The sequence below is a fragment of the Nocardia brasiliensis ATCC 700358 genome, from assembly GCF_000250675.2.
Taxonomy (GTDB): Bacteria; Actinomycetota; Actinomycetes; order Mycobacteriales; family Mycobacteriaceae; genus Nocardia; species Nocardia brasiliensis_B.
On the sequence record NC_018681.1, the window covers coordinates 8,701,755 to 8,715,143 of the forward strand.

Annotated in this window: 15 protein-coding genes; 4 read left to right on the top strand and 11 right to left on the bottom strand. The window is 71.1% G+C overall.

The window, feature by feature from the left end:
• Nucleotides 1–15: 15 nt before the first annotated feature.
• Nucleotides 16–1,353: a glutamate-1-semialdehyde 2,1-aminomutase gene (gene hemL, locus O3I_RS38910; RefSeq protein ID WP_041564887.1), complete on the bottom strand. Its 1,338-nt coding sequence runs from the start codon at nucleotides 1,351–1,353 to the stop codon at nucleotides 16–18.
• A gap of 190 nt (nucleotides 1,354–1,543) precedes the next feature.
• Between hemL and O3I_RS38915 the strand changes: the two genes are divergently transcribed.
• Entirely contained in the window at nucleotides 1,544–1,900 is a 357-nt protein-coding gene (locus O3I_RS38915; RefSeq protein ID WP_237748207.1) for a hypothetical protein, read from the top strand.
• Nucleotides 1,901–1,921: 21 nt separating this feature from the next.
• On the opposite strand, the gene O3I_RS38920 is transcribed toward O3I_RS38915, so the two are convergent.
• The 6 genes from O3I_RS38920 to hemB all read right to left on the bottom strand — a co-directional run bounded on the left by O3I_RS38920 (nucleotide 1,922) and on the right by hemB (nucleotide 5,221).
• Nucleotides 1,922–2,155 (bottom strand): hypothetical protein, encoded by a 234-nt coding sequence (locus O3I_RS38920; RefSeq protein WP_014988553.1) that lies wholly within the window; start codon nucleotides 2,153–2,155, stop codon nucleotides 1,922–1,924.
• A 101-nt stretch (nucleotides 2,156–2,256) separates the two neighbouring features.
• Nucleotides 2,257–2,496: a hypothetical protein gene (locus tag O3I_RS38925; protein WP_014988554.1), complete on the bottom strand. Its 240-nt coding sequence runs from the start codon at nucleotides 2,494–2,496 to the stop codon at nucleotides 2,257–2,259.
• A gap of 51 nt (nucleotides 2,497–2,547) precedes the next feature.
• Nucleotides 2,548–2,796 (bottom strand): hypothetical protein, encoded by a 249-nt coding sequence (locus O3I_RS38930; RefSeq protein WP_014988555.1) that lies wholly within the window; start codon nucleotides 2,794–2,796, stop codon nucleotides 2,548–2,550.
• Complete coding sequence (locus O3I_RS38935; protein ID WP_014988556.1) at nucleotides 2,793–3,398, bottom strand: hypothetical protein; 606 nt, start codon at nucleotides 3,396–3,398, stop codon at nucleotides 2,793–2,795. Before O3I_RS38935 ends, O3I_RS38930 begins: the two co-directional genes overlap by 4 nt.
• 318 nt (nucleotides 3,399–3,716) lie before the next feature.
• Nucleotides 3,717–4,247 (bottom strand): hypothetical protein, encoded by a 531-nt coding sequence (locus tag O3I_RS38940; RefSeq protein ID WP_014988557.1) that lies wholly within the window; start codon nucleotides 4,245–4,247, stop codon nucleotides 3,717–3,719.
• Nucleotides 4,244–5,221: a porphobilinogen synthase gene (gene hemB / locus O3I_RS38945; RefSeq protein WP_041563152.1), complete on the bottom strand. Its 978-nt coding sequence runs from the start codon at nucleotides 5,219–5,221 to the stop codon at nucleotides 4,244–4,246. The genes O3I_RS38940 and hemB overlap by 4 nt, the downstream gene beginning before the upstream one ends.
• Nucleotides 5,222–5,431: 210 nt before the next feature.
• Here hemB and O3I_RS38950 point away from each other — a divergent pair, with 210 nt between their 5' ends.
• The 3 genes from O3I_RS38950 (at nucleotide 5,432) to O3I_RS38960 (ending at nucleotide 7,898) form a co-directional block, all read left to right on the top strand.
• The gene (locus tag O3I_RS38950; protein ID WP_014988559.1) at nucleotides 5,432–6,217 is read left to right on the top strand and encodes a hypothetical protein; all 786 of its coding nucleotides are present in this window, start codon (nucleotides 5,432–5,434) and stop codon (nucleotides 6,215–6,217) included.
• Nucleotides 6,218–6,227: 10 nt separating this feature from the next.
• Complete coding sequence (locus tag O3I_RS43220; protein WP_014988560.1) at nucleotides 6,228–7,331, top strand: tetratricopeptide repeat protein; 1,104 nt, start codon at nucleotides 6,228–6,230, stop codon at nucleotides 7,329–7,331.
• 294 nt (nucleotides 7,332–7,625) lie between these two features.
• On the top strand, nucleotides 7,626–7,898 hold the full coding sequence (locus O3I_RS38960; protein ID WP_014988561.1) for a hypothetical protein: 273 nt from the start codon (nucleotides 7,626–7,628) through the stop codon (nucleotides 7,896–7,898).
• Nucleotides 7,899–8,206: 308 nt separating this feature from the next.
• Here O3I_RS38960 and O3I_RS38965 read toward each other — a convergent pair whose 3' ends face one another.
• From O3I_RS38965 to O3I_RS38980, 4 genes are all read right to left on the bottom strand, one after another.
• Complete coding sequence (locus tag O3I_RS38965; protein WP_014988562.1) at nucleotides 8,207–9,772, bottom strand: uroporphyrinogen-III synthase; 1,566 nt, start codon at nucleotides 9,770–9,772, stop codon at nucleotides 8,207–8,209.
• Entirely contained in the window at nucleotides 9,769–10,827 is a 1,059-nt protein-coding gene (gene hemC, locus O3I_RS38970; RefSeq protein ID WP_014988563.1) for a hydroxymethylbilane synthase, read from the bottom strand. The genes O3I_RS38965 and hemC overlap by 4 nt, the downstream gene beginning before the upstream one ends.
• A 34-nt stretch (nucleotides 10,828–10,861) precedes the next feature.
• Nucleotides 10,862–12,301 carry a glutamyl-tRNA reductase gene (locus tag O3I_RS38975; RefSeq protein WP_014988564.1) on the bottom strand — a complete coding sequence of 480 codons (1,440 nt, stop codon included), beginning with the start codon at nucleotides 12,299–12,301 and terminating at the stop codon, nucleotides 10,862–10,864.
• Nucleotides 12,302–12,374: 73 nt separating this feature from the next.
• On the bottom strand, nucleotides 12,375–13,232 hold the full coding sequence (locus O3I_RS38980; protein ID WP_014988565.1) for a redox-sensing transcriptional repressor Rex: 858 nt from the start codon (nucleotides 13,230–13,232) through the stop codon (nucleotides 12,375–12,377).
• Nucleotides 13,233–13,389: the final 157 nt, after the last annotated feature.

Consider the following 13,389-nt stretch of genomic DNA (forward strand, 5'->3'; position numbering starts at 1 on the left):
GATCGTGATCGGGGCTCACGCGCGGGATCCTTCGGGAGTGGCGGCCGCGGCCGCGTGTGCGGCGGCGGGCAGGGCTGCGGCGATACGGTCGAACGCGTCCTCGTCGAGTGCCGCGGAGACGAACCAGGTCTCGAACGCGCTCGGCGGCGCGTACACGCCACCGTCCAGCAGGGCGTGGAAGAACGCGGGGTAGCGCCAGGTCTGGCTCGCCTTGGCGGCGGCGTAGTCGGTGACCGGGCGTTCGGTGAAGAACACGCTCACCATATTGCCCGCGAACTGCACCCGGTGCTCGACCCCGGCCGCACCCAGCGCCTCACCGAAGAGCGCGCCGAGCCGTTGGGCGTTACGGTCCAGCGCCGCGTACACCGCGTCGTCGGCCGCGCGCAGCGTGGCGAGCCCGGCGGCGACCGCGACCGGGTTCCCGGACAGCGTGCCCGCCTGATAGACCGGGCCGAGCGGGGCCAGGTGATTCATGATCTCGGCGCGGCCGCCGAACGCGGCGGCGGGCAGGCCGCCGCTCATCACTTTGCCGAAGGTGTAGAGGTCGGCGACGACGCCCTCGCGCCCGAACCACCCCGCCTTGCTCACCCGGAAGCCGGTCATCACCTCGTCCATGATGAGCAGCGCGCCGTGCTCGGCGGTGAGCCGGCGCAGGCCCGCGTTGAAACCGGGCTGCGGCGCGACGGTGCCCATGTTGCCCGCGGCGGCCTCGGTGATCACACAGGCGATCGAGCCGGGATGCGCGGCGAAGGCGGCGGCGACGGCCTCCAGATCGTTGTACGGCAGCACGAGGGTGTCGGCCGCCTGGGCGCCGGTGACCCCGGGGGAGGTCGGTAGCCCGAGGGTCGCCACGCCGGACCCCGCGTCGGCGAGCAACGCGTCGACATGCCCGTGATAGCAACCGGAGAACTTGATGATCTTGGCGCGTCCGGTGTAGCCGCGCGCCAGGCGCACCGCGCTCATCGTCGCCTCGGTGCCGGAGTTCACCAGGCGGACCCGATCCACCGGACCCACCCGCGCGGCGATGGCCTCGGCCAGTTCGATCTCCGCCTCGGTGGGCGCGCCGAACGACAGGCCGCCGACCGCGGCACGCCGCACCGCGTCGACCACCTCGGGATGCGCGTGGCCGAGAATCATCGGGCCCCAGGAACACACCAGGTCGACGTACTCGTTGCCGTCGGCGTCGAGCAGGGTGTAACCGTTGGCGGACGCGATGAATCGCGGTGTGCCGCCGACCGAGTTGAAGGCGCGCACCGGGGAATTGACCCCACCCGGAATCACCGAACAAGCCCGGTCGAAGAGCTGAGCGGAAACCGGCACCGATGCGCTGGTCACGCGCGGAGAAGAACTCACGACCTCCAGTGTCGCAGCCCGCTCGGACGGGGGCGACGACAGGGGGCGGTGGTGGTGATGCACACCGCAACACGCCGGAACAACATTTACGCCGTATTCGATGGCCGGCAGATTGCCGACCCGTAATCTCGGGCGTCAACAATCATCGGCCGAGAGGGTTTTCATGCGGTTTGCCATGTTCAGTGCTGCGGTGTCCACGGCGCTCGCAGGCGCGGGGATCGTGCTCGGCGCGGGTTCCGCGCAGGCGGCCGAGCCGGTCGCGCAGCCCGATCGGCTGGGGCTGCAACTGAGTCATGAGGAAACCCGGACCGTCGCGGGCGGCCCGATCCCGGCGCTGGTCAGCATGGTGGTGCCGCTCAACCGGATCGGCGTCGGCCTGAAGCCCGATACCGGGATCTACAAGGACGAGAACGGTGGCGTGCACGCGTCGCTGCGGCAGGCGATCATGGAGGCGGCCGATCGTCCCGACGGGACGATCACCCTGTTCCTGAACGCGCCCGGCACCCGCAACGGCCGCGTGCTCGACATCTACCAGAACTGGGGCTAGCGCCGGGCTAGCCGGACCGGCTCAGGCGTACATGCACGGCGCCTGCGGGACGATCGTGTGCAGGAAGCACATGAACGAGTTGTACGGGCCCGCGGAACCGGAGTCCGGCACGAGCACCGGCGCGTCGACCGCGCCCGCGGTCACCGCCGCGGGCTCCAGCGGCAGGCCGGTGTTCGCGCCCGCGGGCGCGGCGCCGATCCCGATCGCGGTGGCAAACGCCAGTGCGGCACAGACTTTCACAGCAAGCCGGTTCATCAAACCCTGTCCTCTTGATTGGCACGTCCGAATGACAGCCGAAATCCTAACGGCCGCAGCGGCATTGTGGCCCACCCTGGACAGCGACGCTAGCCGGCCCCCTAGGTGATCCCGAGGCAGAACAGCGCCGAACCGGTGGTCGCGAGGCAGGCCAGCGGCGCGGGCAGCGCGTGCAGCAGTGGCGCGGGCGGGGATTGGACGAGGGCGGGCGGCGGCGCGACGGGCCCGGCGGCGGAAACCTCGGCGGGCGCCGCCGCGGCCGTGACCACGGTTGCCGTGCCGATCAGACCGGCGGCCGCGACGCCGAAGAGCGTGCGCTTGACGGGGACTGTGGGTTTCATGGGTCGGATGTTCCCGCGAATCGGGAAACGAAACGGCCGGCGCGGCCGAGTTCAGCGCGCCCGGCGCCGCCGCACCGTCCGGGTGACCGCGTCGATGACGAGCAGCCCCGCGACGGCGCCGAGCACCGCGGCGAGCAACAGCCACGGCCCCACATAGCGCGTCGCGACGAATTCCGGCGCCGGATCGAGCGCGGCGAACGTGGTGGTCCGAATGCCGTTGCGCCAGCTGGCCACCCCGGCGACGAGCACGAGCACGGCCAAACCGATCTCCCCGGCGACCACCGCGATCCAACCCTTCATCGGTCCGCTCCGTTCTCGCTGGGTTCGTTCTCGGTGCCTGGTGTGTCGGGCCCGGGATCCGGCGCGGCGGCATCGTCGGCGGGTGCGCCGAGGGCCGTCTCGGCGGGCCGGCCGATGGCGTCCTCGGCCGACTGGCCGAGGGCCGTGCCGAGCGCGGCCCGCAGCGCCCGGTGATCCTTGGCCCATGCTTGCACGAATCCACCGTCGGCCAGGCGCAGGCCGATGGCGGTGCGCCGGCGCGGTACGCCGCTCAGCTCGCCGAGCGCCCGCGCGGATTCCCAGTCCTCGTCGTCCCACGCGTCCTCGTCGCGTTCGGGCAGCACCGCGGCGACGGCGCTGAGCGGCAAGGTTTCCGTGCCCTGCCGCAGCGCGGTGCCGGTGAGCTCGACACTGACGTGGCGGCGCCCTGCGATCACTTGCAGCACAACGAAACCCGCGATCAGCGAGCCACAGAAGAGCAGCGCGAACCAGTGCACGGCGCTACCGGTCGCCAGCTCCAGGATCAGGATGATCAGGCACAGAATCGGCCCGTAGGCGGTGGTCCGCCAGCGCGCACCCGGCTCGGCGAACAGGACATTCGCGTCGTCGTGCGTGGGGGTCATGCGACGCCCACCAGGGCGCGTCGAACCGAACAGGCACCGCGAACGGTCAAGGGAGAGGACAGGATCAGCGAGTGAGGCCGGGCAGCAGCAGCACGGCGACGGTGACCACCCCGAACAGGACCAGCAGGCTCAACACGGCCAGCTCGCGCCGAATGCTCTGCGGCTGTTGGATCACCACTCGCATTGATGCCTCCGATTCCCCGGAGCCATCTGCAACGCACGACAACGCTTGACAGCCAACTACCGGTTCCCATGTCCACTGTGACAACCCTCACGATACATGCCGGCCTGGCCCCGACAAATTCGGGTAGCGGTCGTTCACCGTCGGCTCACCAGGAAATACGCGGTGGCTTCCGGCCGGTGGGCCAGGTAGACGGCGCCGCCCGCGAGCACCGCCTGGACGATCGCGGCACCGCCGGCGACCAGCGAGGCGGCCCCCGTCACCGAGTTGAACGCGAACAGCGCGCCGACGCCGACCACGATGAGCCAGACCCCCGCGATGGTCAGCAGCGTGCGCGCCCAGAGCTTGCCGCGGGCGAACTGGTGCACGATCAGCAGCGCCACCCCGGCGACCGCGAGCCCGAGCACCACCAGGACCACGAAGACCAGCGCCACCATCAGCTCGACGCTGGCCATGGTGACCTGCGGGTCCTTTTCCTTGGCCTGATCGAAGATCTGCTTGGCGAAGCTGTGCCGCTGCGCGAACCCGTCGAGCACCATCGCGACCAGCTGGACGACACCGAATCCGACCACGCCCCACCACAATTGCCGGGCGGTACCCACATCCGTCGGCATCGGCGGCGGCGCGGGCGGGTACGGCGCGCCGATCGGTCTCGGCAGGTTGTTCACGACAACCAGTGTGCGGCCTCGGTCGCCCAGTAGGTGAGCACGATGTCCGCACCGGCCCGGCGGATGCCCATGAGCGATTCGAGCACGGCGCCGCGGCGGTCGATCCAGCCCCGCTCGGCGGCGGCGGTGATCATCGCGTACTCGCCGGAGATCTGGTAGGCGGCGACCGGCACCGGCGAATGGTCGGCGACGTCGCGCAGGATGTCCAGGTACGACATGGCCGGCTTCACCATCACCAGGTCCGCGCCCTCGGCGAGGTCGAGGTCCAGTTCCCGGATCGCTTCGCGGCGGTTCGCCGGGTCCTGCTGGTAGGTGCGCCGGTCGCCCTCCAGCGAGGAGGCGACGGCCTCACGGAACGGGCCGTAGAACGCCGAGGCGTACTTGGCGGCGTAGGCCAGGATGCCGGTATCGGTGCGGCCCACCGCGTCCAGGCCGCGGCGGATCGCGCCGACCTGGCCGTCCATCATGCCGCTGGTGCCGAGCAGATCGGCGCCGGCGGCGGCCTGGGCCAGCGCCATCTCGACGTAGCGGTGCAGGGTGGCGTCGTTGTCCACGGATCCGTCGGCGGCGACCACACCGCAGTGCCCGTGGTCGGTGAACTCGTCGAGACAGGTGTCGGCCATGAGCACGGTGGCCGAGCCGACCTCGTCGGACAGCGCCCGCAGACCGCGGTTCAGAATGCCGTCCGGATCACTGGCCTGGCTGCCGGTGGCGTCCTTGTCCTCCGGGCGCGGGATGCCGAACAGCATGAGCCCGCCGACGCCCGCGGTCACCGCCTCGACGGCGGCCTTGCGCAGCGAGTCCATCGAATGCTGCACGACCCCCGGCATGGAACTGATTTCCCGCGGCTCTTCCAGGCCGTCGGCCACGAACATCGGCAACACCAATTGCCGTGGCTCCAGTGTGGTTTCGGCCACGAGTCGACGCAGGGCGGGGGTACGGCGCAACCGCCGTGGGCGGTCCATTCCGGTCATATCCGCACCATACGCCCGGCGCCGGACGGTGTCGCGAGCGCCCGGCGCGCACCCACGGGCCCGGCCGCCGCGGAGCTGCCGGTTTCCCGCGAGCACGGGGTGAATTGGAACCCGGCTGGTCTTCGGCTGCCACGGTGCTCGAAATCACACCGCTGCCCCGGATCGATGGCGCATACTCCGACAGGAGGGCGAGACCCCCTGGGGGACTTCATGACCGAATCGCACACCGAAATCTCGCTGGCCCGAGCCGCCGACTTCGAATCGTGGGTGGCGGTACTGCTCGCGGACTGGTGGCCGGTGCTCACCGGCGGACTGGCGCCACCCCGGACGACGCTGCGCGCGTGGCGGGCCGTGGACGGCAGCAGGCAGATCTTCCGGGTCGAGCTGATCGCCCGGCAGTCAGCCGAAGCCGACCTCATGACGGTGGCCCGCGCGGCCTTCGTCGACCTGGGCATGCGGCCGGACGAGCGCGAATGGGTACAGAGTCAGGGCAGGCATCTGGTCGGGCACACCGAGGACGCCACCGCGCAGCTGCGTTTCTCCGATACCGCGCACACCATCTTCCTGCGCCTGCAGAGCAGGCCGTGTCACGTCTCGGTGGCGGGCGGGCGACAGCTCAGCGCCCTGCCGGACGCGAACCTGCCGTTCCCGAACACCGCGACCGGTCCGCTCGACATCCGCGTCGCGCGCAACAGCGCCCGGCACCTGCTCGCCCAGCACAGCGCACGCTTCGCCACACCCGCCGACCCGTTCCAGCTCGCGCCGCAGGGACACGTCTCCGATGTGGGCTGGGCGTTCGTGTTTCCCTGGTCCACCACGTCCTGGTACACCGACGGCTCGACGCCGGTGCTCACGCCCGGCGTCAAAGGGCCGATAGTGGTAGTGAAGGACACTGGAGACACCTGGCTGCTGGACAGCCTCAGCAGCTACGACTCCCAACTCGCCGGCTACGCCGAAGCCAACGGCTACCGGCACGGCACCTCCGATTCGGCCTGAAAGGTCCGCGATGACTCCCGACGCAGGCCCGCAGGAGCAGCCCCCGCCGGGAGCGCGGCGACTGCCCGACGGGCGGCTGCTGATTCCGTGGCACGGCAAGCAGCCGGACGGGACCATCGCGCACGGGATGGTCGAGATCGGCCCCGACGACGACCGGTTCGCCGCATGGAGCGAATCCATCGCCCGGCGCGAACGCGGTGAACTCCCCGACGACGCGTATCCGGTGGATACCGGGGCGCTCCCGCTGTTCCTCGACCCGCGGCCGGACCCCGTGCCGACCGCTCGCGAACGCAGGCTGGACGCGTTGCGGGCGATCGCCGAACGCGGCGATATCGGCGCGATGGAACAGCTCGCGCAGTTGCTGCGCGACGCGAGCGATCTCGCGGGTGCCGAGCGGTGGTTCCGGCGCGCCGCCGAGCGCGGCAGCGGGACCGCGATGGCCGACCTCGGGTTGCTGTGCGGTACGCACGGCCGGATCGCGGAGGCGGTGCACTGGCTGGAGGCCGCGGTCGCGGCGGGTTGCGTGGGCGCGGACGTGCAACTCGGGCTGGTGCATCTGGAACGCGGCCAGATCGACGAGGCCGAGCGGTGGCTGCGGCCCGCGGCCGAGGACGGTTCACCGGAGGCGCTGTGCAATATGGGCGTCGTCGCGAATCGGCGCGGCGACGCCGAGTCCGCCGAGCAGTGGTACGAACGCGCCGCGGCAGCCGGGCATCCCACCGCCATGCGCACCCTCGGCTTGTATCTGGCGCGGCGGGGCGCAGTCGAGCGCGCCGTCGCCCTGCTCACCGAGGCCATCCGCCGCGGCCGCACCGACGCGATGGCCATCCTGGGCTGGCTGTATCTCGAACAGGGCGACACCGCGGGCGGCGAGTACTGGCTGCGCCGCGGCGCCGACGCGGACGATCCGGATTCGATGTTCCGCCTTGCCCTCTACCTGCGCGAGCAGGAATCGGTCCCGTTCTCGGGCGACCTGTCCGAGCCGGGCGTGCTGCGCGCCGCCGCGCTGATCGCGACCGGCCGCACCCCGGCCCAGCAGGAAGCCCGCCGCTGGCTGGAACGCGCCGCCGCGCTCGGCCACCCCCAATCCCTGCAACTCCTGCACGACCTCTGACCCCTCTGCCGCAAGACCGCTGATCCCTCTAACGCACGACCGCGGGACCCCTCTACCGCTCGACCGCAGACCCGCCGCCGCACGACCGCAGACCCCGCCGCCGCACGACCGCGGTGCCTTGCTGCCACACGACGGCTGGGCCCCGCGCGACGCGCGTCCAACCGGGCGCGGCAAGTGTGCTGGGCACGGGCCAAAAACGTTGCGGCCAGGGGTTTTTGTCGGTGGTCGGCGGTATAATCGAAACAGTGTTCGAGGGGGCTCGCCGAGCCTCCGATCGCATCGGGAGGGAAGCCTGTGCCCGCGACGAAGACCGTTCTGATCGATAGTCCCTACACACCGCTGGAGAAGAAGAGACTGCCCGCGGGGCGCCCGCGGTCCTGGTATGTCCGGCACAACCGGAAGCTCAAGGCGATGCGACTGACCATCGCGCTGCTCGATTCCGGGGTGTACAACGCGAGCGAAGCCAACAACAAGCGCATCCGCTACACCGCGGACGTGATCGGCATCCGCCCGCCGTCGGACACCACCTGCACCATGGTGCGCACGCTGATCCGCAAGCGGCACTGAGGTTTTCGCCCACCCCGCAGACCTGCGGCACGCGACCGTGTCGCGGGTATGCAACCCTGCCAGGAGAGCAACGGCGCCAGGAAGCGGTGCCGTCAGTCAACCCGCGCTGGCGGTCAAGCCACGCCGTCAGTCGACCCTGGCCGGCGACCAAGCCGCGCCGACGGTCCAACCATGCCAGCGGTCAAACCATGCCAGCGGTCAAACCATGCCAGCGGTCAAACGGTGCCGTCGATAGCACGGTGTCGTCCGAAAACAGCACCGCCCGAACCGGATTCGGTTCGGGCGGTGTGACGATCCAGCAGCCGGGGTCAGCGGCTGCGGCGGCTCTTCTTCCGCGGCGGCGGCAGCAGGCCCTCGGCGCGGAGCCGGGCGGCGTGCTCGGCGAGCGCCTCGACCAGCGGACCGACCTGCGCGACCTCGGGCTGCACGTCGACGCGCAAACCGAACTCGATGGCGGTCTCGGCGGTCTTCGGGCCGATACACGCGACGATGGTGCGCGCGTGCGGCTTGCCCGCGATGCCGACCAGGTTGCGGACCGTGGAGGACGAGGTGAACAGGACCGCGTCGAAACCACCGGTCTTGATCATCTCGCGGGTCTCCGCGGGCGGCGGCGAGGCGCGCACCGTGCGGTAGGCGGTCACGTCGTCGATTTCCCAGCCCCGGTCGCGCAGCCCCTCGGCCAGCGTCTCGGTCGCGATATCGGCGCGCGGCAACAGGACCCGGTTCACCGGATCGAAAACGTCGTCATAGGGCGGGAAGTCGGCGAGCAGGCCCTCGGAGGACTGTTCCCCGCTGGGGACCAGTTCCGGATTGATGCCGAACGAACGCACCTTGTCCGCGGTGGCCTCACCGACGCAGGCGATCTTCACGCCGGAGAAAGCCCGTGCGTCCAAACCGAATTCGGCGAACTTCTCCCACACCGCGCGCACCGCGTTGGTGGAGGTGAACACCACCCACTGGTACCGGCCGTCGACCAGACCCTTGACCGCCCGCTCCATCTGGGCGGGGCTGCGCGGCGGCTCGACCGCGATGGTCGGCACCTCCATCGGGATGGCACCGTGGGTGACGAGCCGCTCGCTCATCTCCCCCGCCTGATCCTTGGTGCGCGGCACCAGCACGGTCCAGCCGTACAGGGCGCGCGACTCCCACCAGGACATCTTCGACCGGGACGCGACCACCTTGCCGATGGTCACCACCAGCGGGCCGACCAGCTCGGAGGCGGCGCTGTTCAGCGTGGCCAGGGTCGCCTCGATGGTGCGCTGCTGGCGGGTGGTGCCGCGTACGGTCACCGCGACCGGGGTCTGCGGCGCCATCCCGTGTTCCACCAGGGCACTGGCGGTTTCGGCCAGGTGGCCCGAGGTCGCGTGCAGCACCAGCGGTCCCGGCGCGGCGGCGAGCGCGGCCCAGTCCACTTCGCCGCGCACGTCCGCCTCGGTGTGCCCGGAGCCGAGCGCGATGCCGGCGTAGCTGGGCACGGCCGAGCCGTTGGGCAGCCCGGGCAGCACCTCGAACACCATGTGCGAGCGGGTCACCGCGTTCACCTCGGCGATCACCGAATCGGTGGTGAGCGGATCGCCGGCGACCACCCGGACCACGTCGAAGCCGTTGCGGGCCTCCGCGATCAGCGTCTTGGCCACCTCGGCGGGTTCACCGAGCGCGGGCCGCACGTCGACCGGGCGTTCACCGTCCGGGCCGGGCTCGACCGCGGTCCCGATCAGGGCGAGCACGCCCTTGTCCACATCGGGGTCGGTGAACGCCAGGGTGGCGCGCCCGATCACCTCGCGGGCACGCACCGTCAGCAACGCCGGGTCACCGGGACCCGACCCGACGAAAAGGATCCGACCGGGGTGCTTCTTAGTTGCTCGCGCGCTCATTGGCTGTTCTCCATTGGGCTGGGTTGGGTGAAGTCTGTGGCGGGCGCACTCACCGCCGAGGTGGATGAACCGGCATCCGGTTCGGGCACACTGAGCAGCTCACGCGCGCCCAGTTCCAGTAGTTCGCGGGCCAGCGCGCGGCCGAGCTGCTCCGCGTTCTCCGGCGCGCCGACCACCGACGCTCTGAGCACGTCGGAACCGTCGACGGCGGCGGCACAGCCGCGCAGCGAGAGCTCGTCGAAGATGCGCCCGTCGTCGTCGATCGACTCGACCACCTCGGCCAGCGCGCCGACCGGTGCGGAGCATCCCGCCTCCAGTTCGGCGAGCAACGCCCGCTCCGCGGTGATCGCCGCGCGGGTGGCGGCGTCGTCGAAGGCCGCGAGCGCCTCGATGAGTTCGGCGGCGTCGCTGCGGCATTCGATCGCCAGCGCACCCTGACCGGGCGCGGGCAGCATCTGTACCGGCTCCAGCGCCTCGGTGACCGCGTCGAGTCTGCCGATCCGGGCGAGCCCGGCCTTGGCGACCACGACCGCGTCCAGCTGCCCCTCGCTGACCTTGCGCAGCCGGGTGTCCAGATTGCCGCGCAGCGCCACGATGTCCAGGCCGAGACCGAGCGCCCGCAACTGCGACGCGCGCCGCGGCGCGGACGTGCCGACCTTGGCCCCCGGCGGCAGCTCACCGAGCACGAGACCGTCGCGCGCCACCAGTGCGTCGCGCGGGTCCTCGCGCGCCGGGATGGCGGCGATGGTGAAACGCTCGTCCTGTGCGGTCGGCAGATCCTTGTACGAGTGCACCGCGATGTCGATGGTGCCCGCGACGAGTTCGTCGCGCAGCGCGGAGGTGAAGACGCCGACCCCGATCTGCTGCACCGGCTCGGCGGACAGATCGCCCGCGGTCTTGATCACCACCAGCTCGGCCGGATGCCCCGCGGCGACCAGTTCGTCGCGGATCGTGCCCGCCTGGGTGAGCGCGAGCAGGCTGCCGCGCGTGCCGATCCGCCACGGCGAGCGCATGTTTGCTGCCGTCACGGTGTCCTCTTCCTGCACGAGTGTCATGGGCGCACCTCGTCGGTGCCCGGGGGCCGCGGGCTCATGCCGTCTGCCCCTGTTCGTCGGCGCGGTGACTCGCGGTGAAGTCGTCCGCCAGCGCGATATCGGCGTCGGCGCGCAGCAGGCCGGCGTGCTCGCCGATCGCGGTGATCTCCATCGGCGCGGCAACCGCTTGCGCCGCACCCGGTTTCAGCTCGAACAGCTCGCGCAGCGCCTCGGCGTAGCTGTCGCCGCCCGGGGTCGAGGCGAGCTGCTTGACCCGCACCGTCGGGGCGTGCAGCAGCTTGTCCACCACGCGGCGCACGGTGCGCGCCACCTCGTCACGTTCCGGGTCGGCCAGGCTGGGCAGCCGCGAATCCAGCCGCAGCAGTTCGGCTTCCACCACCTCGGCGGCGCGCTGGCGCAGCGCGGCGACGGTCGGGGTGACCTCGGCCATCCGCTGACCGGTCAGGTACTTGGCGAGTTCGTCGGCGACGATCGAGCGCGCCGCGGCGGTGTCGTCGGCGGCCGCGCCCGCGGCCGGATCCCGTTGCAGCGTCTCGATATCGATCACCGTGACGCCGGGCAGTCCGGCCACCGCGTGCTCGACATCACGCGGCAGGCCGAGGTCACAGAACACCAAAGGCCGTTCCGCCGTGGCGAATTCGCCCGCGCGCTCCCGGTCGGCCAGGGCCCGATGGGTGTCGGCCAGCGTCACCACGTGGCCGACCGCACCGGTGCAGGTGACGACCACGTCGGCCACCGCCATCGCCTCGGTGAGCCGGGACAGTTCGCGGGCCTCCGCCTCGACTCCGTGCGTGCCCGCGGTCTCGGCGAGCCGCTTCGCCCGCGCCATGGTGCGGTTCACCACGATGATCCGGCCGATGCCGGCCCGCGAGAGATGCGCCACCGCAAGGCCGCCCATCGCGCCGGCCCCGACGACCACGGCGGTGCGGCCGGCCAGCGGGCCGAGCACCTGCTGCGCGCGATCGAGCGCCACCGACACCACCGACGCACCGGCCCGGTCGATCCCGGTCTCCGAGTGCACCCGCTTGCCGACCCGCAGCGCGTGCTGGGCCAGCTCGTGCAGGGTCCGCCCGACCGCCTGCTGGGCGTCGGCGGAGGCGTAGGCGCCGCGGATCTGGCTGAGCACCTGCTGCTCGCCGATCACCATCGAATCCAGCCCACTGGCCACCGCGAACAGATGCTCGGCGGCGGCCTCGCTGTAGCGGACGTACGCGTGCTTGGTCAGATCGGGCAGCGGCAGCCCGGAATGCTTGGTGAGCAGATCGCCGACCTCGGCGAGACCACCGTGGAAGGCGTCGACGACCGCGTAGACCTCCACGCGGTTGCAGGTGGAGACGATCATCGCCTCGGACACGTGACTGGAAGCCAGCAGGCGCTCGATCAGCTTGGGTCGGTCGGTGTCGGTGATCGCCACCTTCTCCAGCACCGAAACGGGCGCGCTCCGGTGCGAAATACCGACCAACAAGACGCTCATGCCCGCGCCTCGCTGACGCTCGGCTTCGGCATGCGCGTGGCACGCAGTATCACGATTCGCTCGCTTCGCTCGCTCATGGAGTAACCACCGATCCCTTGCTCTTTGGCTCCGTTGCCGTATGCGAGGTCGCCGTGTGCGCGGCTGCCGAATGCTTGAGTGCCGGGTGAGCGGCCGAGGTGTGGGTGGGCGAGCGGTGCGCGATCCGGCCGGAGACGGCCCGCGCCACCTCGGGCTCGGCGACGGCCGCGACGGCCGCGCTGTCGGCGTTGCGCACCCGTTCGAACGAGAGCATCTGCAATTCGACCGCCAGATCGACCCGGCGCACCTCGACCGAGGCGGGCGCGAGCAACTCGCAGGGCGCGAAGCTCAGGATGGACTCCAGCCCGGCCGCGACCAGCCGGTCGCAGGCGTCCTGGGCGGCGTCGTCGGGCACGGTGATGACCGCGATGGTCGGTTCCAGCGCGGCGACCGCGCCGGCCAGCTCGGCGACATCGCGCACCACCAGGCCCGCCACCGGGAGACCGATCACCTCGATGTCGTTGTCGAAGATGCCGACCACGGTGAAGCCGCGCCGCTGGAACCCGCCGTAGCCGACCAGGGCCCGGCCGAGATTCCCGGCGCCGACGAGCACCACGCGGTGTCCCTGCGACAGGCCGAGCACATCCTCGATCCTGGCCCGTAGCTTGGCTACGTCATAGCCGACACCCCGTACCCCGTTGGGCCCGAGGAAGGAAAGGTCCTTGCGCAGCTTCGCGGAATTGACACCCGCCGCGACAGCCAGTTCCTCACTCGATACGATGGCAACACCCTCGTCGGCCAATGTGGCAAGGACTCGGAGATAGGTCGCCAGCCGCGCCACGGTCGCTTGCGGGATGCCTCGCTGCAGAGCCCTGCCGGAGACGCCGCCGGGCGCCTCATGCTGCTCTGTCACGTCGTCGGCTCCTCGTTCCGGCCCGATCGGGTTCCGGTTCGTCGCTGGACCTCTGGCCCGGGACGGTCCGGTGCCATGGTCGAAGTGTCGCAATGCTGGGTGTCTGTACGCGGTGGGCCCGCAGCCTCGGCGAGCGGGTCCGCGTGCCACCACCGTA

Bases quoted from the DNA above. Each gene is read 5' to 3' on its own strand.
- O3I_RS38975 (WP_014988564.1), bottom strand. From the start codon at position 12,301: ATGAGCGTCTTGTTGGTCGGTATTTCGCACCGGAGCGCGCCCGTTTCG.
- hemC (WP_014988563.1), bottom strand. From the start codon at position 10,827: ATGACACTCGTGCAGGAAGAGGACACCGTGACGGCAGCAAACATGCGC.
- O3I_RS38935 (WP_014988556.1), bottom strand. From the start codon at position 3,398: ATGACCCCCACGCACGACGACGCGAATGTCCTGTTCGCCGAGCCGGGT.
- O3I_RS38950 (WP_014988559.1), top strand. From the start codon at position 5,432: ATGACCGAATCGCACACCGAAATCTCGCTGGCCCGAGCCGCCGACTTC.
- O3I_RS38930 (WP_014988555.1), bottom strand. From the start codon at position 2,796: ATGAAGGGTTGGATCGCGGTGGTCGCCGGGGAGATCGGTTTGGCCGTG.
- O3I_RS43220 (WP_014988560.1), top strand. From the start codon at position 6,228: ATGACTCCCGACGCAGGCCCGCAGGAGCAGCCCCCGCCGGGAGCGCGG.
- O3I_RS38920 (WP_014988553.1), bottom strand. From the start codon at position 2,155: ATGAACCGGCTTGCTGTGAAAGTCTGTGCCGCACTGGCGTTTGCCACC.
- hemB (WP_041563152.1), bottom strand. From the start codon at position 5,221: ATGACCGGAATGGACCGCCCACGGCGGTTGCGCCGTACCCCCGCCCTG.
- O3I_RS38925 (WP_014988554.1), bottom strand. From the start codon at position 2,496: ATGAAACCCACAGTCCCCGTCAAGCGCACGCTCTTCGGCGTCGCGGCC.
- O3I_RS38965 (WP_014988562.1), bottom strand. From the start codon at position 9,772: ATGAGCGCGCGAGCAACTAAGAAGCACCCCGGTCGGATCCTTTTCGTC.